A 19,041-nucleotide genomic window follows, 5' to 3' on the forward strand; every position below is an offset into this window, starting at 1 on the left:
GCGGGAGTAGTGCGCGCATGACGTGCGGGCGCATCCCCGATGGGGTGCGCCCGCATCGCGGCGGACCGGTCCGTGGGGGGCCGGTCCGCCTCACCCGCCGCTGGAGCGCTTCACCGCGAAGACGATGATCGCGATCACCGCGGCGACAGCCAGCAGCACGAACAGGCCGGTGGCTCCGAGTCCGCCGGAACCGCCGTGCGAGTGCCCGTAGCTGTGGTGGTGGCTGCGGTAGGCAATGAAGGTGAGTGCGTGGTCCCCGTTTGGCATGTCCGCGAGTTTACGGGCGGGTGGACGCTCGGCTGTCCGTGAGCTGTGCGCGTGCTGTCACAACGTTGTCACCCCGTCAGAGCCGTCCCGGCGGGTCCGCGCACGTCACGACGCGGCCTCGTCCTCGGCCCGGGTGTGGGCGACGAGCGCGTTGGCGTGGCCGTGGCCCAGGCCGTGCTCGTTCTTGAGCCAGGCGACCAGTTCCATGTGCCGGGTCAGCGGCGACGCACGGATCAGCTCCTTCCACTCCGCGATCGGCCGGCCGTGCTTCTTCTCGATGGACGGAAAGTAGCTGGCGGGGCCGCGCTGTTCCGTGGTCATGTCGTGCTCCCTGTCTGCCGGTGCGGACGCCTGTCGCCCATGCGGATCCGCATCGGCCACAGGGTAGACCGCGGGTCCGCGGAAAACTCATCGGAGCGGCGGAAGCACGATAGACAAGCACTTATATAAGTGCTGATACGATACGCCCCATGACAACCGAGCCTCCCGCCGCCGGATCTCCGGCCGCCGGGTCCTCCGCCGCCGGGCCTCCCGCCGCCGACCCGACGCGGCAGAACCTGTGGCGGCCGCTGCGCCTGCTCCAGTCGTCCATGGACGCGGACATCGCGCGGATCTACCGGGAGCAGCGGATCGAGGGGCTCAAGCCGACCTTCGTCATGGAACTGCTCCGGCTCCACGTGCACGGGCCCATGACCATCGCGGAGCTGGCCGAGTCGGCCCAGCACACGCACTCGGCGCTCAGCCAGAAGGTGACCGCGATGCGTGCGGCCGGCTGGGTCCGCACCATGGTGGGCGACGACGCGCGCACCAGGAAGGTCACGCTCACCCGCAAGGCCGAGCGGGTCGTCGGCCGCCTCGCCGCGGAGTGGCGGGCCACCGAGGCCGCCCTCGCGGAGTTGGAGGCCGAGATCCCGTACCCGCTGTCGCAGGTCGTCTCCGACATCGAGCGGGCGCTGGAACGCCGGAGCTTCCACGACCGGATCGCGGCGAAGCTGGCCGAGGATCCCGCGTGGGGCTGACGCTGAGGCGCACGCTGGTCGACACGGGGCCGCTGCGGTCGTCGCCCGCGTTCCGGCGGTTGTGGATCGGCCGCGCCCTGTCCGGCTTCGGCAGCCAGATGACGCTCGTCGCGGTGATGGTGCAGGTCTGGCGGATGACGGGGAGCACGGCGTGGACGGGCGCCGTCGGGCTGGCCCAGGCGATCCCGCTCGTCGCGCTCGGGCTGTTCGCCGGCTCGCTCGTCGACCGGGTGGACCGCCGCAAGGTCTATCTGCTGGCGACGAGCGGGGAGGCCGCGTTCTCCCTGCTCCTCGCGCTCCAGGGCTTCGTCGGGCACCTGCCCGCCGCGGGCGTGCTGGGGCTGGTGGCGCTCCAGTCGTGCTGCGTCGCGTGCGCGGGCCCGGCCTCGCGTACCTTCGTCTCGCACCTGCTGCCGAAGCCCCAACTCGCCGCGGGACTGGCCCTGGAGCGGATCGCCTTCCAGGGCGCCATGCTGATCGGCCCGGCGCTGGGCGGCGTCATCGCGGGCGGGCTGGGAGTGGGGGCCTGCTACCTGGTCGACGCGGTGACGTTCCTGGCCGCGCTCCACGGTGCGTTCGGACTGCCGCCGATGGGGGCGGGGGATGAGGCCGTGCGGCCCGGTCTGCGGGGGGTGCGGGACGGGCTGGCGTTCCTCGCCCGCACGCCGGTCGTGCGCGGGGCCCTGCTCACGGACCTGGCGGCCACCGTGCTGTCGATGCCGATCAGCCTGTTCCCCGTGATCAACGCCGAGCGCTTCGGCGGGAACCCGCGCACCCTGGGGCTGTTCCTCACCGCGATAGCCGTCGGGGGCGTGACGGCGTCCGTGTTCTCCGGCACGTTCACCCGGCTCCCCCGTCCAGGCCTGACCATGCTCTGCGGATCCGCCGCCTGGGGCGCGGCGTTGACCCTCTTCGGGATGGCGCCCGGCGCCTGGGCGGGCCTGGCCTTCCTCGTGGTGGCCGGCGCCGCGGACACCGTCGCCGTCGTCTCCCGCACCACCGTCGTCCAGACCCACACCCCGCGCGAACTCCTGGGCCGCGTGAGCGCCGCCGAGCAGATCGTCGGCCAGGCCGGCCCCGACATCGGCAACATGCGCGGCGGCCTCGTCGCCGAGGCCACTTCCGGCCCCGCGGCTCTCGTCAGCGGCGGCCTCCTCTGCCTCGCCGCCGTCCTCCTCCTCGCCTCCACCACCCCCGCCCTCCGCAACCCCACCCAGACCTCCCCGTCGCCCCCTCCCGCAGAGCAGCCCGCGACCTAGCCAGGCAGCCCCCATTCCCATGGCCCACCCCGTCAACTACCTGGTGCGGCACTAGACTTCCGCGCATGCTGCCACAGTTGCGGTGCGGGCAGGGGGTCGTGCATGCCAACGGGAGGCGTCGAGTTCTCGTGCACCTGCCCGTGTGAGGACTGCCGGCGCGGCGGGGACGCCGCACGGGACGAGTTCTCCGTCGACGTCCGGGAAGTCGAGGCCAACGCGCGGGGTGACGGCTGGACCGCTCGCGGCGACGGAGTGAGTTACTGCCCCCATTGCGGGGCCGTGGTGCGGGTCATCACCCATCGCGTTCCCCTGGAACTCCAGGGGCTTCCTTGCTCGCGGTGCCGGGAGACCGTCGAGTACAGGGTGGATCTCCAGTGCGTCACCACCGATGCCCGCCGGTTCAGCTTCACGGCGACGGTCACCTGCCCGGCCTGCTCGCAGAAGTCGGTGTTCCGCCGGCTGATCGACGGACTGCGCCGGGTGCGCCGGATCCACCTCGGCCCCACCGGCATGGAACTCGAGTTCCAGAACGACCGGATCGGCGACTGACCGCCCGCTGACCTCTGTTTCTCCTCAAATGTGCACTGGCCGGCCGTCCGGGTGGGCAGGATGGAGGCAGCGGGGGAGATTTCCAGGGGAAGGGAGTGCCGCGATGAGGGAATGGCTGGCCAAGAAGGGCGGGCGGCTGCTCGTCATGGTGTCGGAGCGGCGGCGGCTCGCGACGTTCACGGACTCGGAGGCGCACCGGCGGGTCGCGCCGGATCGGGACAGCCTCCTGCCCGTCAACCACACCCGCATGAGCGGAACTTCGGGCGGGTTCGGGCCCTTCGTCGGCTGAGGCCGGGGCCACCGGCCGGTCAGTCCCACCAGAAGTACCACTCATCCTCGTCCACCAGCATCTCGGCGTAGTCGGCGACGCTGCCCACGCCCTGCCAGATGTTGTCGGGGCAGAAGGCGAGGTGCTCGGCGGCGACGGCCAGGGCGGCGTCCGCGGTGGCGGGAGGGGCGGCCACGCTGAGGCGGAGGGTGTCGAAGCCGACCCCGACCACGCGGACGCCGAAGCGGCGCTCCCAGTCCCCGACGACGGCCGAGAACCGCGCCGTGTCGTTGTCATGGTTGAGCGGGCCCGACCAGCCCACGGAGGTGAGGGCTGCCGCGCCGGTGGGTGCCGCGACCAGGCCCAGCCGCACGTGCGGCTCCTCGGCGAGGAGTTGGTGTGCGAAGGCTTCCGCCAGCAGGTCGGGGTCGTGCCGCGGGGGCGCGGCCGGAGCCAGGCCGGGCCACCCCTGGCCGAAGGGGGCGGTGGCCTCGGTGCGTTCCTCGTCCTCGTCGCCGTCGTCGGGCCACCAGCCCGCCAGCACGGCGGCCGGATCGTGACTGTCCGGCGAGGTCAGCCGGTCGAGGAACAACTCGCCGCAGGCCCACGGCCGGTAGTCCGGATCCGCCTTGTCCAGCGCGTCCAGCAGCAGCGGGTACAGACCGGAGCGGGCATGCTCGGCCCGCAGCGCGCGGTAGAGGTCCGCGGTGGCCGGCCGGTCGCTCAGCCACAGGACGGGGGTCTCCCCCTCGCCTTCGTCCGGCAGGACGAGGCGTCCGGTGGGCAGCGCCACGGACAGGCCCCGTCCCTCGCCGCCCTCAGGGCCGCGGAAGAGCTTCTGCAGGTCGTCGGGGAGTGCTTCGAAGATCATGCCGCGGACGGTATCCCCCGCCACTGACAGGGGCGTTGGGCCGGGCGGGGACGCCCGGAGCCGGGCCGGTCGGAGGCCGGCCCGGCGCAGGGCGAACGGTGGCGGCAGGTGTCAGGAGATCTCGAACGCGCCGAGGTCCGGAGCCTTCCCCTTGTACGGCAGGCCCACGTCGGTGCCCGCGTCGATCAGGTCGCTCGTGGCCGCCGGGTGGAGGTAGGGCACGTTCGGCAGGCTACCGTCCGGCTGGCGCTTCACGTCCCAGCCGGAGGTCGACACGCTCTGGAACTGGGTGTCCGCCAGGGCGATTCCCAGATCCCACGAGTTGTCCGCGGAATCCGTGCCGGTCATGTTCGACGTCAGCGTCCCCTTGTACGCGATGTCGTTGCGCAGGGTCCCCAGCCCGGTGGCGGTGCCGTCGTGCGCGACGCCGAGCATGTTGAAGTCGGGGTGGTTGTCGTAGCCGGTGTCGTTGAAGAAGTCGTCGGCCACGGTGTGGTGGTTGGCGTAGAAACCGGACGCCTTGTTGCCGAAGGCCACGCAGTCGCGGACAGTGTGCTTGACCCCGCCTGCGACGTATGTGCCGCCGTACCCGCCGGCCTTGAATCCGTTGCCGTCACCGGCGCTCGTCCTCGTCCCCGGGACGTACCCGTTGGACCAGGTCCACGACTGCTCGATGGTCACCGAGGACAGGGCGTTGATCAGGTCGAACCCGTCATCGGAGTTGTTCCACGAGCGGTCCCCGCGGAAGACGTTCCCGGGGTTGTTCGCCGGAATGTGGGCGCCGAATCCGTCGGCGTTGGTGCCGGGGCCGCTGGAGCTGTTCGGGTCGTAGTTGTCGTGGGAATCCGAGTTCAGCACGAGGTTGCCGCCGCCGGTGTTGAGGAACAGGCCCGGGCCCATGATGTCGTGGATGTCGAGCTGCTCGTAGGTGTTGTCGCTGCCGGAGTTCCACACGCCCCACGACTCGTGGTTGAGGGTGTTGTTCTGCGGAACTCCGGTGATCTCCAGGCCCTTGAGGTGGATCCAGCTGCCGGTGACGTCGAATCCCTTGATCCGGCAGTCGTCGGTCATGTGCGAGAAGTCGAAGACCGGCTTCTCCCCCGGAAAGGCCCAGTAGCTGATCGGGCTGCCGGACGTGCCGCTCTTGTTGAGCGTGACGGCGTCGACCCGCGCCGTCTGGCTCGCGCAACTCGTGTTCGCCTGCGTGTAGGTGTACGTGCCGCCGCGGAAGTAGACGGTGTCGCCGGGCTGCGCGACCTCCTGGGCGTGGGCGAACGACGCCCAGGGCGCGCTCCTCGTTCCCGCCGCGCCGTCACTGCCGCCGGGCGCGACGTAGTACACGGCGCCGCTGTCCGGATGCGGGTTGTGGCTCGCGGCGCTGCTCACGGCCGCCGAGTCGACGACGAGGGCGCCGGCGCTCACGAGGACCGCCGAGCCGAGCAGAACACGTGCCGCACCTCTGGATGGTCTCATTCGCTCACTCCGAATCGTCTGGTCCTGCGGATGGTCCTGCGGATGCGGCCCGGCGCCGCCCGCCCCGAGGGCGTGGTCGCGGCCGGGCCCGAACGGGTATTACGGACGGGATGCGGGCGCGGGCGCCCAGGGGACGCCGAGTTCCCCGAACGTCGCCAGTCGCTCGGCCGACGCGCGCACCGCCGCCTCGACGCCGATCACCTGCACGCTCGCGTCGTCGCCGCCGCCGTCCCCGTGCTCCCCGTCCGAGTGCCGGACCCACGCCGGGTCGATGGGCAGCGGATCGGGCGCGGTGCGCACGGCCTCGAGGACGCGCATGAAGCCGCCGCACGCGTCGAGGCCGGACTGCAGCGGGACGCGGTCGTCGTCGAGGTGGGCCAGCAGGTTCTGCAGCGGTGAGGTCCTGCTGTGCCGCTCCCGCATGCCGTCGAACGCCAGCAGGTCCGTGGTGTAGTGCAGTGTCGCGTGGCCGTGGGTGCCGTACACCATCAGCACCGGGGCGGCGGCGGTCTCGGCGCACAGCGTCACCGCGGCGGTGACGACGGTCCCGTGCCCGGTGCGCAGGCGCACGCACGAGGTGTCGTCGGCCTGGATGTCGCGGGCGTGGAACAGTTCGAGTTCGACGGCGTCCACGTCGTCCCAGCCCGTGCTCGCGTCCAGCTGCAGCGCGGTCGAGATCATGTGGGCGAAGGGGTTGGTGAGGGCGCCGTCGACCACGGGCCTGCCGTCGACCTCGCGGCGGCCCGCCCAGGCGGCGCGGCGGTAGTAGCCGTTCGGCCGCGACCACGCGCCGTATCCGCCGATGCCCCTGATCCGTCCGAACCTGCCCTCCGCCATCAGCCGGCCGAGCCGCACAACCGCCTGCGAGCCGAGGCTCTGGAAGCCGGTCTGGCACACGCGGTCCGCGGCCCGGCCGAGCCGGACGAGTTCCCGCCAGTCCTCGGCGGTGGGCAGCGGCGGCTTCTCCACCAGCAGGTGCGCGCCGGCGCCGAGGACCTGCCGTGCCAGCGGCAGATGGGTGTGGATGGGCGTGGCCACGATCCCGATGTCCGGACGGGTGCGGTCGAGCAGCCTGCCGAGGTCGGTGTCGAACGGCCGGTCGCCGGCGAGCGCCCGGCCCTCGGCGTCCAGGGGACGCACATCGCAGACGCCGGCCAGCCGGACGGCTCCCGCCGCCTCCAGCGCGGCGATCTCCTGCAGATAGGTGCGTCCGTAGCCCGAGGCGCCGGCGAGCACCACGGTCCGGGTCATCGTGTCTCCTTTCACAGATGGCGGTCGAGCCACGTCATCGCGACGGCGTCCTGCCGGGGCCCGCCGCCTTCGTGGCCGTTGAACTCGTACACCTCGATGGTCCTGTCCGGGTGGGCCCAGGCGTTGAAGGCCGCGAAGACGGTGGACGGAGGACACGTCTGGTCCTCGAGCCCCGTCGAGAACAGGGCAGGGGCCGTGGCGCGTGCGGCGAAGTGGACCCCGTCGAAGTAGGCGAGGGTCCGCAGGACGCGGGCGGCGGACTCCTGCCGCGCCTGCAGGTAGGTGCCGATCTCCCGGTACGGGGAGCGGTCCGTCAGCGTCACCGCGCGCGGAAAGTCGCACAGGAACGGCACGTTGGAGACGACGGCCGCCAGGTCGGGCACCAGCCCGGCCACGGCGACGGCGATCCCGCCGCCCTGGCTGGTGCCGAGCACGGCGGTCCGCGCCGCGTCCGCCGCCGGGTGCGCCCGCGCCACCTCCACGGCGCGCACGGCGTCGGTGAACACCCGCCGGTAGTAGTAGGTTTCGGGCGCGTCGACGCCGCGGGTCATCATGCCCGGGGCCGCGGGTGCGGAGGGGTCCGGGTCGGGTGTCTCGGCGCGCAGGTGGCCGCGGGTGTCCATGACGAAGTGGGCCCGGCCGGTGGACGCCCACAGCGTGTGGGTGTGCGGGAGTCCGCGGCCGCCGTTGTAGCCGATGAACTGGACGATGACGGGCAGGGGGCCGGTGGCGTGCGCGGGCACGGACAGCCATCCCTTGACGGGGTGGCCGCCGTGCCCGCGGAACGTCACGTCGAAGGTCCGCAGGGTGGAGATCCCGGTGTCCACCGGGTCGAACCGCGCGTCGAGCGGGTGCTGCCGCGCCTCCTGCAGGGTCTTGTCCCAGAAGGCGTCGAAGTCCCCGGGTTCGGCGGAGGTGCTTTGGTGGGTGCGGAGGAGGGGAAGCGGAAGGTCGAACTGGGCCATGCGGTCACCCGCGCGCTTCGGTGAGGAAACCCGCGGCCGGCAGGTGCGCGCCGGCAATCTCGTCGGCGACCAGGCCGGCGACGGTGGTGGCGCCCCCGGCGTCGAAGTGGGTCTGGCTGCGGCCGGCGGGCAGGTCCGCGTAGAGCTGCCAGGAGGCGTCGGGGCCGAGCCGTTCCATCAGGGCCTCGCTGTCGGCGGTGAGGTCGAGCAGCGTCACGCCGTTCTGCCGGGCGACAGCGCGCATGACCGCGGGAAGGTCCACGCCGAGGCTGTTGACGATCCGTCCGGTGGCGGTGATTTTCCCGTCGGCGCCGAAGAGGTGCCGCACCGGCGGGGTGACCAGGACCGGCCTGCCGCCCTGCGCGCGCACACCGTCGACGAGGCTCAGCAGGTTCGCGCGGTAGGTGTCCTCGGGGGTGGTCTTGTCGTTGTGCGCGAGCTGGATGAACACCTCGTCGCCGGGCCGGATCCGGGGCTCGAGCGTCGCGAAGAGCTTGGGGCTGGACAGCCAGGAGACGGTGCTGGAGCCGGAGACACCCCAGTTGGCGACGTCGATGCCGGCGCCGAAGTACTGCGGCAGTTCCTGCGCCCAGCCCCGCTGGACGGTAGTGAGCCAGTCGCACGCGGTGGAGTCGCTGATCACGAACAGCCGCGGGGCGTGCGGGCGCGCCGTCACCTGCAGTCCGGCGAGCGCGGGTGACGTGCCGGTGAGACGGATCTGCAGGCCGGGGGTGCCGTCGCCCTCCTGGCCGTCGGGCATGCTCTCCGGGGTGCGCACGTCGACGGTGACGTTCCGGACGGCGAGGCGGCCGGCCGCGGTCGCGACGGGGGCGATCACGGTCCTGTTCGCCTCGACCTCCACTCCGGTGTCCGCGGCGGCGGTGCGGCTGCCGAGGGCCACGTGCACGTCGTACGCGCCGGGCGGTACATCGAAGGAGCAGGTCAGGCCGGTTCCGTCGGTGCCCTGGACGCAGTGCTGGGCGATCTGGTCGCCCGGCAGCGGCGCGCCGGGGGCCGCGACGGCGGTTCCCGGCAGAGCGGTCGCGGCCGTCGTGACCGCGACCGCGGCCAGCAGGCGGGTGATCCCGTTCATGGGTACTCCCTTGAGGGTGTGGGCGAGGGGCCGGTGCGGGAGGCGGGCGCGGGCCGCCGGGTCACGGCGCCTGGTCGGGGGCGACGGCGAGCAGCGCGATCATCGCCAGGGTGTTCTGCGCGAACCCGTTGGTGCCCATGCCCGGGACCTCGTCGACCTTGCTGAACGCGGCGGAGCCGTCGATCTGCGTGGGCGCGGACCAGGGCGTGCCGCCGCCGTCGTTGAAGAACGCGTCCCAGCCGCGCTGCTGCACCGCCGGCTCGCCGGTCTGCTCGCCGGCCCAGGCGGTCATCCGCGAGTAGAAGACGCCAGGCGCGCTGGTGCTGAACTTGAAGCCGAAGTGCGCGGTGATCTCCGCGGCGGGCGCCTGCACGTAGCGGCAGAACTCGAGCAGCTTCGCCCGGAACTCGGGTACGTCGACCAGCCCGGTGGTCTCCCACATGATCTGCTCGCCGCAGAACACCATGGTCAGGTTGACCTTGCCCCAGTCGCCGCCGAGCTTCAGGTCGCTGATGTGGCCGGTGGCGGGGTCGTAGCCGACGGCGCCGCCCTGCTGGCCGGTGAAGAGGCCGGCCGGGAGCGCGGCGATGTCCCGCATGCCGGTGACGATGCGGTCGCGCCACTTGGTGTCGCCGGTGCGCTCCCACTCGGTGAGCCAGTTGCTGACCAGCGCGTACCAGTCGGGGCCGATACGGATCACGGTGGGCACGCCGGCGGGGGTGGCCAGGTAGTCGCGCAGGGGCGGGTACTTCAGCAGGGTGGTGTCCAGTTGGAGCGGCACCCGCATGGCGTCGCCGACGAACTCGTCGGCGGTCAGGTAGTACATGAAGCGCTTGGTGTAGGCCTCGGAGACGCGGGGCTCCTTGCCGCCGTCGGCGTAGTGCTGCACGTCGTGCCGCGAGCCGAGGCCGGCGAACGGCCCGGTGCGGATCATGTCTGTCTCGGTGACGTGCCGGGTCATCGCGCGCGCGAGGTGGAAGGTCTGCGGGTCTCCCGTGCGCAGGAACTGGTACCACAGGGCCGCGTCGGATCCGAGCTCGGCGTTGTCCCAGGCGTAGCCGCCGACGTCGTACCGCCAGACGTGCCGGTCGCCGTCGTAGCTGTGCATGACGTCGCCGTAGTCCCAGAACCCGTACCACTGGCGCTGCTCGACCTGCCCGGCGTAGAACGCGACGTTGCTCGCCAGCGAGTCCTCCAGCTGCCTGCGCCCCGAGGTGCTGCGGTCGGGCAGGCTCCACCGGCCGAACACACCGACGCCGTGGTACGTCGTCGGGTCGGCGACCAGCTGCGGGCGGGAGGCGAGCGCGCCGGCCAGCACGCCGACGGCGTCGCGTGAGGGCGTGGTGTCGAGCGCCCACAGCTGCATGTCCGTCGACCGGGCCATGCCCGTGGACAGGCCGAAGCCGTAGCGGTCGTCCTCGTAGGCCAGGTCGAGGCCGTGGCTCGCGGCGTCGTAGGCGCGCAGGTCCATCGCCCCGGCGTGCGGAGACCAGGACCACAGGGTGACCGTCGCGGTGTCGCCTGCGGCGCCGCGGATGTCAAGGGCGCGCGGGAACTGCTGCCAGAAGTCCCGCAGGCCCAGGCCGAGTCCGCCGCTGACGCCGCCGACGTAGCCGAAGCCGGGGGCGCGGTCGGCGAAGCCGGCGTGCTTGAGCCATGCGGACGCGGCGGACGTGCGCTTCCACACCACGGCCTGCGCCGCCGAGTGCTGCACGAGGCTGAAGTCGGCCCAGGCGGGAAGGTCCTGCCAGCCCTTCTGCACCGTCGCGTCCCACGCCGACACCGGCGGCGTCGCGGTGCCGGCGATCTGGGCGGCGCGCACCGCCGCCCCCGGGTCGCGGCGCAGGCCGGTCAGGCCGACCACCGACTCCCCCCACACGCCCTTGTCGGGGCCGGCGAAGCGGATGTGCCGGTTGTACGGCTGGTCGCTCATCGGCACGTCGAGCTGCAGGCCGAGGCCGCGGACGAAGTCCTTGGAGGGGTCGCCGTCCCAGACGAATTCGTGCATCACGCGGAGCGACTCGTCGCCCGCGCCCAGGTACACGCGCATCGTCCAGGGCAGGATCGCCCGGCCGCCGTTGCCGTACCGCGGCGGGGTGTCCTGCCGGTAGTGGCCGGCCAGCCTGACCACCGCGCGCACCGGCCCTGACTGCTCGATCTCGGCGCTCTCGACGACCCCGCTCCACGAGGTGTGCCGGGTGCTCGACGTGTCGTCGGGCTGGTCCTGCAGCATCAGCACCAGGCGGCCGTCGGCTGCGGTGGTGCGCCCCGAGCGGGCGATCGTGCGGATCACCACCGGGCCGCTCGCGGCAAGGCGCAGGTCCAGTACGCCGTTGGCGAGGCGGATCTCGTCGCCGCTGCGGGCGACGGTCACCGGCTGCTTCGGGGCGGCCGGCGTCCCCGGCGCCAGGTGGTAGCCGTCGGTGAGGGCTGCGGTGGAGGACACGGCGTGGCCGGTCCACTTCAGCGTCCCGTCGGGCCAGTAGGCCAGCGGCCAGGACTGCACGGGCACCTGGTCGCCGCCGCTGTCCTGCAGCGCGAACGCGGTGCTTGCGGCGACCTGGCCCTGCGGCCAGGGGACGCCCCAGGCCGCACCGGTGGTGGCGGCGGGCCGGCCGTCCAGCCAGTGCAGGTCCACCCCCTGGGCGGCTCCGGCCGGAGCGGAGGCCGGCGGTGTGCCGGCGGCGGTCGCGCGGCCGGCGGAGCCGAGGGCGAGAGCCGCTGCGGCGATCGATGCGCCGCCGAGGAACGTACGTCGGTTGAGCGGGGACCCCTCAGGCATGGACAGACTCCAGTCAGGTCGGAACTACGCGAAAGGGAGCGCGGAAGCGGGTGGCGAGAGAGCCGGGATGTGTTGCGCATGCCGACAGCGGCGTCTCCGGGTGGTGGCGAGCGGAGTAGGCCGTGTGTCGGACAGAGCGCGAACGATGAATCGTTCTAAGCCCGCCCGAGAGTGGTGTCAAGCCATCGCGCAGAGTCCGCGGAGAGGCACGAGCACGCCCCTCGCTGCGCCGGCCACCCCCCACACGCCATCTGAACTGGGGTTACCCACCGCCGACTTGCAGGACATCGGTCGCCCATCCGATCAGGCGAGGGCAGGCCAGGCCGGCAACGGGCCGCCGGCGAGCGCGACTTCGGCATCGAAGGGCGCCCAACTGGCGTGCAGGATGAACCGATTCATGGATCAGATCGCCTCAATTCCGGCGAATCACCGACCGGACCGCGGATCCTACCTGCGATTTGTGTCAGACCCGTTGACGCGAGGTCTGAAAACGTTTTAACTACCGCTCACCCAGCACCCGATGGTGAGGAGGCGCCGTGGCGGCGCTGATACGGGAGCTCCCAGGAAAGGCGACGGCCTCCGACGGCCATCATCGTTCGCCGGATGCTCCGATCAAACGAAAAGGTTTTCACAGGCGTCGCAGTTGGACGCTGTTTTTGCTGATGGTGCCGGGGCTCGCCTACTTCCTGGTCTTCCAGTACGGCGCGCTGATCGTCAACGTCGTCGCGTTCAAGGACTACGTGCCGTTCGCCGGCCTTTGGGGCAGCCCCTGGACCGGCTTCGGCAACTTCCAGCAGCTCTTCGGGGACAGCGCGTTCTGGCACGCGGTCCTCAACACCGCCTGGATCGCGCTGCTGCAGCTGGTGTTCTACTTCCCGGTCCCGCTGGCGCTCGCTCTGCTGCTGCACAGCCTGACCTGGTCGACGGTGCGGCGCTTCGTGCAGTCGGTGGTGTACCTGCCGCACTTCATCTCGTGGGTCATCGTCGTGGCGATGTTCCAGCAAGTGCTTGGCGGCACCGGCATGTTGAACGGGTACCTGGGTGACGCCGGCCTGCACACGGTCGACATCATCGGGAACCCGGACGCGTTCAAGCCGCTGCTGATCGCCCAGGTGATCTGGAAGGACACCGGCTGGGGCACGATCATCTTCCTCGCCGCGCTCTCGCAGGTCGACGAGCAGCTGTACGAGGCGTCCGCGATCGACGGCGCCGGCCCCTGGGGGCGGTTCTGGCACGTCACGCTGCCCGCGATCCGCCCGGTGGTCGTGCTGCTGCTCATCATGCGGCTCGGCGACATCCTCTCGGTCGGCTTCGAGCAGATGCTGCTGCAGCGCGACGCGGTGGGCCCGCAGGCAGCGGAGGTCATCGACACCTTCGTCTACTACCGCGGCATCGTCGGCGGCGACTACGGACTGGCGGTCGCCGCAGGCCTGTTCAAGGGCGTGATCGGTGCCGTGCTGGTCTACGCGGCCAACAAGATCGCCCATCGGCTCGGCGAGCAGGGGGTCTACAAGTGAGCGCGACCGTACGGCCCGGCTGGATGGAGAAGCCGAAGCCCGTCACCCAGTCCGCCAAGGCCGTGGCGCTCGCCGTGGTCGTCGCACTGGTCTGCGTGCCCTTCCTGATCGTCGTCTCCACCTCGCTCGCCTCGCAGCGGGAGGTGGTGGCCAACGGCGGCTGGGTGCTGTGGCCCGAGCACCCGACGCTCAGGGCGTACCACGACATCCTGCAGGGCGGCATCGTCACCCACGCGCTCGGCGTCAGCCTCGGTGTCACCCTGGTGGGCACCGCGCTGAGCCTGCTGTGCACGGTGACTCTCGCCTACGCGCTGGCGCGCCCCCGGGTCACGGGCGGCAGGCCGGTGCTGCTGCTCATCCTGTTCACCTTCCTCTTCCCGCCCGGCATGATCCCGAGCTTCCTGCTCGTCAAGAACCTGGGCCTGCTCAACAGCTACTCCTCGCTGATCCTTCCGCTGCTGGTCAACGTCTTCAACCTGATCGTGCTGCGCGGGTTCTTCCAGGGGATCCCCGAGGAGCTCTACGAGGCGGGGCGGCTCGACGGCGCCGGCGACCTGCGGGTGCTGTGGTCGATCGTGCTGCCCCTGTCCAAGGCCGCACTCGCCGTCGTCGGCCTGTTCTACGCCGTCTCGTACTGGAACTCCTGGTTCTACGCCTCGCTGTACCTCAGCAGCGACCACTGGCCCCTGCAACAGGTGCTGCGCACCTACGTCGTGGCCGGTTCGGGGCTGACCGACACGACGCTGGGCGACGGCGCGGTCAACGCGCCGCAGACGATCCAGATGGCCGTCGTGGTGATGGCCACCGTGCCGATCCTGCTCGCCTACCCCTTCCTTCAGAAGTACTTCACCAAGGGCGTGCTCACCGGCGCCATCAAGAGCTGACGTCCCGGCCCCCGTCCCCGCACCCCCTCGAACGGCCGCACTCCCTCGAAAGGCCACCCTGCCATGTCCAGAATGTCCCGGCGCACCCTGCTGCGCTCCATCGCGGCGACCGGTGCCGCGGTCTCCGTCCCCGGACTGCTCAGCGCCTGCTCCTCGACCACGTCGGGCGGCGACGTGTCCAACGCGGGCAAGAAGCTCGCCCCCTGGCCCGCGTTCCACCCGGCCGCCGGACCGACGCCGGACCTGGCGCCCACCACCGCGGGCGTGCAGGCCGGCTTCACCTCCTACCCCTCGAACCTGGTCAGTTCGGTCTCGCGCACCCCGGGTGACGGCTCGACGATCAAGGTCATGTCGGTCACCTTCGGCACGCCGCCCAAGCCGGAGGCGAGCAACCAGTACTGGAAGGCCGTGGAGAAGGCGCTCGGCGTCAAGATCGAGTACACCGTCATCCCCACGGACGACTACCAGGCCAAGATGGCCACGGTGATGGCCGGCGACCCCGGCTCGCTGCCCGACATCATCAACATGTTCTCCGGCTTCGTCCTGCCGCGCGAGGCCCAGTTCGTCCAGGTGCGGGCCGAGGACCTGACGCCGCACCTGTCGGGCGAGGCCGTCAAGGACTACCCGAACCTGGCCGGGATCCCCGCCCAGGCGTGGCGCGACATGGGCCGCATCGGCGGCAGGATCTACGGCATCCCGCTGGAGCGGCCGATCCCCGGCTCGACGCTGTGGCTCAACCAGGGCATGTTCACCGGTGCCGGCATGCACGACGGCTGGACCTCGGACGACTTCGTCTCCGTCGCCAAGAAGGCGACCCACGGCAAGACCTACGCGCTCGGTTCGGCGAAGGGCTCGGACTTCAACAACAACGTGCACTCCGCGGCGCACAACGCGCCGCAGGGCTGGGCGGTGGACGGCAAGGGCGCCTTCCACGCCGGCTACACCGACGAGCGGTTCAAGGCGGCAGTCGCCTTCCAGGCGCAGCTGCGCAAGGACGGCTACTACCACCCGGACTCCACGTCGCTGTCCACCTCGGACGCGTACACCCTGATGCTCAACGGCACCATCGGCTCGCTGCAGAACGGCTTCGGCAACTACACGGCGCTGTACCCGGACTCCAAGGGCCTGCTGACGCCGGCGCCCGCGGTGCCGTACGCGGTCGACGGCACTCCCGGCGGCGTCGTCGCCGCCCGCCGCTCGTTCGGCTACACGATCCTGAAGAAGGCGAGCAAGGAACGCATCCAGCTGCTGCTGCGCGTCCTGGACTACCTGGCGGCCCCGTTCGGTACCAAGGAGTACGAGCTGACCCACTTCGGCGTGGAGGGCGTGCACTTCACCCGCGACAAGGGCGGCTCGCCGGTGCCCACCAAGCTCGGCCAGGTCGAGAACATCGCCAACCTGCCGTTCCGCTACCTGGCCGAGGGCCCGCAGGTGCTGTTCGTCCCGGGCCTGCCCGACGCGACACGCGCCCTGCACGCCTGGCAGCAGAAGGTGGTGCCGGTCGCCATCCGCGACGCGTCGTTCGGGTTGCAGTCCGCCACCTTCAACGCGCAGGGCACCACGCTCAAGGCGGGCATGGACGACACGATCACCTCGGTGATCGCCGGTCGGGCGCCGCTGTCCGCGCTGGACGGCGCCATCAGCAAGTGGCGCTCGGGCGGCGGCGACAGAATGGCCGACGAGTACGCGAAGGAACACGCCGCGAACACGTGAGGCGTGGACGGCGTACAGGGCAGCAGGGGCTGGAGACAGGAGCGACATGGCGGCGAAGCGGCGGGTCACCATCCGGGACGTGGCAGAGCGGGCAGGCGTGTCCGTCGCCACCGCGTCCCGGGTGCTCAGCGGCAACTACCCGGTTCCGCAGACCACCCGGGCCAGAGTGCTGCGTGCCGCGCAGGCCCTCGACTACGTGGCCAACGCGCACGCCCGCGCGCTGGTGGGCGGCGGCCGCAAGATGGTCGCCGTCCTGGTGCGCCAGGTCACCAGCCCCTTCTACGCGCACGTCGCCGAGGGCGTCGAGGCGGAGGCCGCCGCCCACGGCTGGCTGTGCCTGGTCGGCCAGACCGGCGGCGAGCCGCAGCGGGAGCTGGAGTTCGTCCAGCTCATGCGGGAGGAGGGCGCCCGGCTGGTGATCCTGGTCGGCGGTGTCGTCGAGGACGACGACTACCGCGGGCGCGTCGCCCAGTACGCGCAGGCCCTGGACGCCGCGGGCTCCCGGCTGGTGCTGTGCGGGCGCCCGGCGCCCGGCCCGGACATCCCCGCCCTGGTGGTCGAGTTCGACAACGAGGCGGGCGCCCGCGCCATCACCAGCCATCTGCTGTCCGCGGGCCACCGGAAGATCGTCTTCCTGGGCGGCCTGCCGGGCAACACGGCCCTGGACGCCCGCGTCGCCGGGTACCGGGCCGCGCTGGCCGAACACCGGTTGCCGCCGCAGGCCGCGCATGTCGTGGACTGCGGCCTGGGCCGCGCCAACGGACAGCGCGCCATGGCCGAACTCCTGAAGGGCGAGAGGGAGTTCACCGCCGTGTTCGCCGGGGACGACATGGTGGCCGCCGGCGCCCTGCGGGCCATCGCCGACGCCGGCCTGCGCGTCCCCGACGACATCTCCGTCGTCGGCTACAACGACATCCCCCTGGCGGCGGACTTCCATCCGCCGCTGACCACGGTCCGCACTCCCGCCGAGGAGCTGGGCCGTGAGGCCGTGCGCATCGCCCTGCGCTCGGCCGAGGACTCCCTGAGCACCCGTCATGTGCTCGGCACTCACATCGTCGTACGCGAAAGCGTCGCCGCGCCCCCAGCGGAGCGCACCCCATGAAAGGGCCCGAACCGGCATGACCGCGCCGCACCTTTTGGCCGATTCCCACCAGCAACCGCCCCTGGACCCGGAGTTGTCGCCGTACACCGGCTACACCCGGGCCCACTGGGAGGCCGCCGCAGACCACATGCTGGCCGCACTGCTCCCCTACGCCTCACCGCACAGAGCCCAGTACCGGCTGCCCGGCAGGACCGGGTATCACGGTGCCCTTTCGGACGGACTCGAGGGCTTCGCCCGGTCGTTCACCCTCGCCGCCTGCCGCATCTCCGGCGCCGGCGGCCGGGACGAACCCGGCAGCACCCGCATCCGCGACCTCATCGAGCGCTACTCCGCGGGCCTTGCTGCCGGCGCTGATCCCGACCACCGGGAGAGCTGGCCGGCCATCACCGACGGAGCGCAGTCCATGGTGGAGGCCGCGGCGATCGCCATCGCCCTGCACGAGACGCGGCCGTGGATCTGGGACACCCTCCCCGACGCGGTCAGGCAGCGCGTCGCCACCTGGCTCGGCGGGTTCGTCGGCGCCAAGCCCAACGACTCCAACTGGCGGCTGTTCCAGGTCGTCACCGAGGAGTTCCTGGCCTCGGTCGGCGCCCCGCACCGCCGCGCCGAGATCGACGCGGGCCTGGCCCGGCTCGACGACTGGTACCGCGGCGACGGCTGGTACACCGACGGCGACGGGCAGAAGTTCGACTACTACAACGCCTGGACCCTGCACCTGTACCCCGTGCTGTGGGCCCGCATCGCCGGTCCCCGGGCGGACGGCATGCTGGTCACCACCCACCGCGAACGCCTGCGCCGGTTCCTGGAGACCCACCAGTACTTCTTCGGTGCCGACGGCGCGCCGATCCACCAGGGCCGCTCGCTGACCTACCGCTTCGCCGCGGCCGCCCCGCTGTGGGCCGGGGCGCTGGCCGGCGCCACTCCCCTGCCGCCCGGCCGCACCCGCCGGCTGGCCTCGGGCACCCTCAAGCACTTCGCGGAGCGGGGGGTGCCGGACGAGGAGGGCCTGCTGCGCCTGGGCTGGTACGGCCCCTTCCTGCCCGTCACCCAGCCCTACTCCGGGCCCGCCTCGCCCTACTGGGCCAACAAGGCGTTCCTCGGGCTGCTGCTGCCCGCCGACCACCCGGTGTGGACGGCCCGCGAGGAGCCGAGCCCGGTCGACACCGCGGACCGCTACCTGGCGCTGCCCGGCCCCGGATGGCTGCTGCACTCCACGGCGTCCGACGGCATCGTCCGGCTGGTCAACCACGGCAGCGACCACCAGACACCGACGTCCACCGCCAAGGACAACCCGCACTACACCCGCTTCGCCTACTCCACCGCCACCGCCCCGGAGACGCCGCCGGCGGACGAACCGCCCGGTCCCGACAACCAGATCGCGCTGCTGGACGTGCCCGGGCCCTCGGTCCGCGGCCGCATCCACCGGCTGTTCGCCGAGGGCCGCCGCGCCGCCTCCTGGCACACCCGCCCGGCCGCGGACAACGGCGAGTACGCCCGCATCACCACCGCCAGCGTCGCCCACGGGCCGTGGGAGGTGCGCATCCACCGGGTCGAGGCACCGGCCGGCGCGCTGGTCCGCGAGGGCGGATGGGCGGTGGCCGGCGACGAGGCGTCCCCCGTCGAGGAGACGGGGCCGGGGTGGGCCGCGGCCCACCGCCAGGACGGCCTGACCAGCGCCCTGGTGGCCCTCCTCGGCTGGGAGGGCGACGCGCCCGACGCCGGCTGCCGCAGCTCGGTCACCTCCGCCCGCGGCCACAACGCCTACGGCCGCCACTCGGCGACGCCGGTGCTCACCGCCCGCCACCCCGGCGGGACCAGGATCCTGGCGAGCCTGGTCGTCCTGACGGCCGACCCGTCGGTGTACGGCGACGCGCAGGCGCTGCGCACCGGCACGAGCGCGACCGTCACGGCTGACGGAAGCGTGCGGATCGTCTTCCCGGACGGGACGGCGGAACAGATCCGGGTGACGGGAGAGTCACCCGTGTGACGGCCCGGGCCCTTCGCGCCACCCGGACCGTCACCCCGCTC

At 72.1% G+C, this 19,041-nt stretch carries 17 protein-coding genes; 9 read left to right on the forward strand and 8 right to left on the reverse strand.

What is annotated here, in order from left to right; genetic code table 11:
* Positions 1 to 90: 90 nt before the first annotated feature.
* Together ACH4TG_RS36610 and ACH4TG_RS36615 are read right to left on the reverse strand one after the other, a co-directional pair.
* Positions 91 to 267 carry a hypothetical protein gene (locus ACH4TG_RS36610; protein WP_398247000.1) on the reverse strand — a complete coding sequence of 59 codons (177 nt, stop codon included), beginning with the start codon at positions 265 to 267 and terminating at the stop codon, positions 91 to 93.
* 105 nt (positions 268 to 372) lie between these two features.
* A complete protein-coding gene (locus ACH4TG_RS36615; RefSeq protein WP_398247001.1) occupies positions 373 to 588 on the reverse strand; it encodes a DUF4287 domain-containing protein in 216 nt (71 codons plus the stop codon).
* A 149-nt stretch (positions 589 to 737) separates the two neighbouring features.
* Here ACH4TG_RS36615 and ACH4TG_RS36620 point away from each other — a divergent pair, with 149 nt between their 5' ends.
* The 4 genes from ACH4TG_RS36620 (at position 738) to ACH4TG_RS36635 (ending at position 3,383) form a co-directional block, all read left to right on the forward strand.
* On the forward strand, positions 738 to 1,286 hold the full coding sequence (locus ACH4TG_RS36620) for a MarR family winged helix-turn-helix transcriptional regulator (protein ID WP_398247002.1): 549 nt from the start codon (positions 738 to 740) through the stop codon (positions 1,284 to 1,286).
* A complete protein-coding gene (locus tag ACH4TG_RS36625; protein WP_398247063.1) occupies positions 1,283 to 2,545 on the forward strand; it encodes an MFS transporter in 1,263 nt (420 codons plus the stop codon). Before ACH4TG_RS36620 ends, ACH4TG_RS36625 begins: the two co-directional genes overlap by 4 nt.
* 363 nt (positions 2,546 to 2,908) lie before the next feature.
* Positions 2,909 to 3,094 carry a hypothetical protein gene (locus tag ACH4TG_RS36630; protein WP_398247003.1) on the forward strand — a complete coding sequence of 62 codons (186 nt, stop codon included), beginning with the start codon at positions 2,909 to 2,911 and terminating at the stop codon, positions 3,092 to 3,094.
* Between the two features lie 103 nt (positions 3,095 to 3,197).
* Complete coding sequence (locus tag ACH4TG_RS36635; protein ID WP_398247004.1) at positions 3,198 to 3,383, forward strand: hypothetical protein; 186 nt, start codon at positions 3,198 to 3,200, stop codon at positions 3,381 to 3,383.
* 19 nt (positions 3,384 to 3,402) lie between these two features.
* On the opposite strand, the gene ACH4TG_RS36640 is transcribed toward ACH4TG_RS36635, so the two are convergent.
* The 6 genes from ACH4TG_RS36640 to ACH4TG_RS36665 all read right to left on the reverse strand — a co-directional run bounded on the left by ACH4TG_RS36640 (position 3,403) and on the right by ACH4TG_RS36665 (position 11,797).
* Positions 3,403 to 4,233 carry a DUF4253 domain-containing protein gene (locus ACH4TG_RS36640; protein WP_398247005.1) on the reverse strand — a complete coding sequence of 277 codons (831 nt, stop codon included), beginning with the start codon at positions 4,231 to 4,233 and terminating at the stop codon, positions 3,403 to 3,405.
* Positions 4,234 to 4,344: 111 nt separating this feature from the next.
* Complete coding sequence (locus ACH4TG_RS36645) at positions 4,345 to 5,706, reverse strand: right-handed parallel beta-helix repeat-containing protein (RefSeq protein WP_398247006.1); 1,362 nt, start codon at positions 5,704 to 5,706, stop codon at positions 4,345 to 4,347.
* 99 nt (positions 5,707 to 5,805) lie between these two features.
* Positions 5,806 to 6,957, reverse strand: coding sequence for a Gfo/Idh/MocA family protein (locus ACH4TG_RS36650; RefSeq protein WP_398247007.1), 1,152 nt, complete (start codon positions 6,955 to 6,957; stop codon positions 5,806 to 5,808).
* Between the two features lie 11 nt (positions 6,958 to 6,968).
* A complete protein-coding gene (locus ACH4TG_RS36655) occupies positions 6,969 to 7,922 on the reverse strand; it encodes an acetylxylan esterase (RefSeq protein ID WP_398247008.1) in 954 nt (317 codons plus the stop codon).
* 4 nt (positions 7,923 to 7,926) lie between these two features.
* Positions 7,927 to 9,015 carry a GDSL-type esterase/lipase family protein gene (locus ACH4TG_RS36660; RefSeq protein WP_398247009.1) on the reverse strand — a complete coding sequence of 363 codons (1,089 nt, stop codon included), beginning with the start codon at positions 9,013 to 9,015 and terminating at the stop codon, positions 7,927 to 7,929.
* A 61-nt stretch (positions 9,016 to 9,076) separates the two neighbouring features.
* The gene (locus tag ACH4TG_RS36665) at positions 9,077 to 11,797 is read right to left on the reverse strand and encodes a hypothetical protein (protein WP_398247010.1); all 2,721 of its coding nucleotides are present in this window, start codon (positions 11,795 to 11,797) and stop codon (positions 9,077 to 9,079) included.
* A gap of 662 nt (positions 11,798 to 12,459) precedes the next feature.
* On the opposite strand from ACH4TG_RS36665, the gene ACH4TG_RS36670 reads away from it, so the two are divergent.
* The 5 genes from ACH4TG_RS36670 (at position 12,460) to ACH4TG_RS36690 (ending at position 19,000) form a co-directional block, all read left to right on the forward strand.
* Positions 12,460 to 13,314, forward strand: coding sequence for an ABC transporter permease (locus ACH4TG_RS36670; protein ID WP_398247011.1), 855 nt, complete (start codon positions 12,460 to 12,462; stop codon positions 13,312 to 13,314).
* Entirely contained in the window at positions 13,311 to 14,198 is an 888-nt protein-coding gene (locus tag ACH4TG_RS36675; protein ID WP_398247012.1) for a carbohydrate ABC transporter permease, read from the forward strand. Before ACH4TG_RS36670 ends, ACH4TG_RS36675 begins: the two co-directional genes overlap by 4 nt.
* 63 nt (positions 14,199 to 14,261) lie before the next feature.
* Complete coding sequence (locus ACH4TG_RS36680; RefSeq protein ID WP_398247013.1) at positions 14,262 to 15,911, forward strand: extracellular solute-binding protein; 1,650 nt, start codon at positions 14,262 to 14,264, stop codon at positions 15,909 to 15,911.
* Positions 15,912 to 15,957: 46 nt separating this feature from the next.
* Positions 15,958 to 17,013 (forward strand): LacI family DNA-binding transcriptional regulator, encoded by a 1,056-nt coding sequence (locus tag ACH4TG_RS36685; RefSeq protein ID WP_398247014.1) that lies wholly within the window; start codon positions 15,958 to 15,960, stop codon positions 17,011 to 17,013.
* Between the two features lie 16 nt (positions 17,014 to 17,029).
* Entirely contained in the window at positions 17,030 to 19,000 is a 1,971-nt protein-coding gene (locus ACH4TG_RS36690) for a DUF2264 domain-containing protein (RefSeq protein ID WP_398247015.1), read from the forward strand.
* Positions 19,001 to 19,041: the final 41 nt, after the last annotated feature.

The sequence above is a fragment of the Streptomyces sp. NPDC020917 genome (assembly GCF_044333795.1).
Classification (GTDB): domain Bacteria; phylum Actinomycetota; class Actinomycetes; order Streptomycetales; family Streptomycetaceae; genus Actinacidiphila.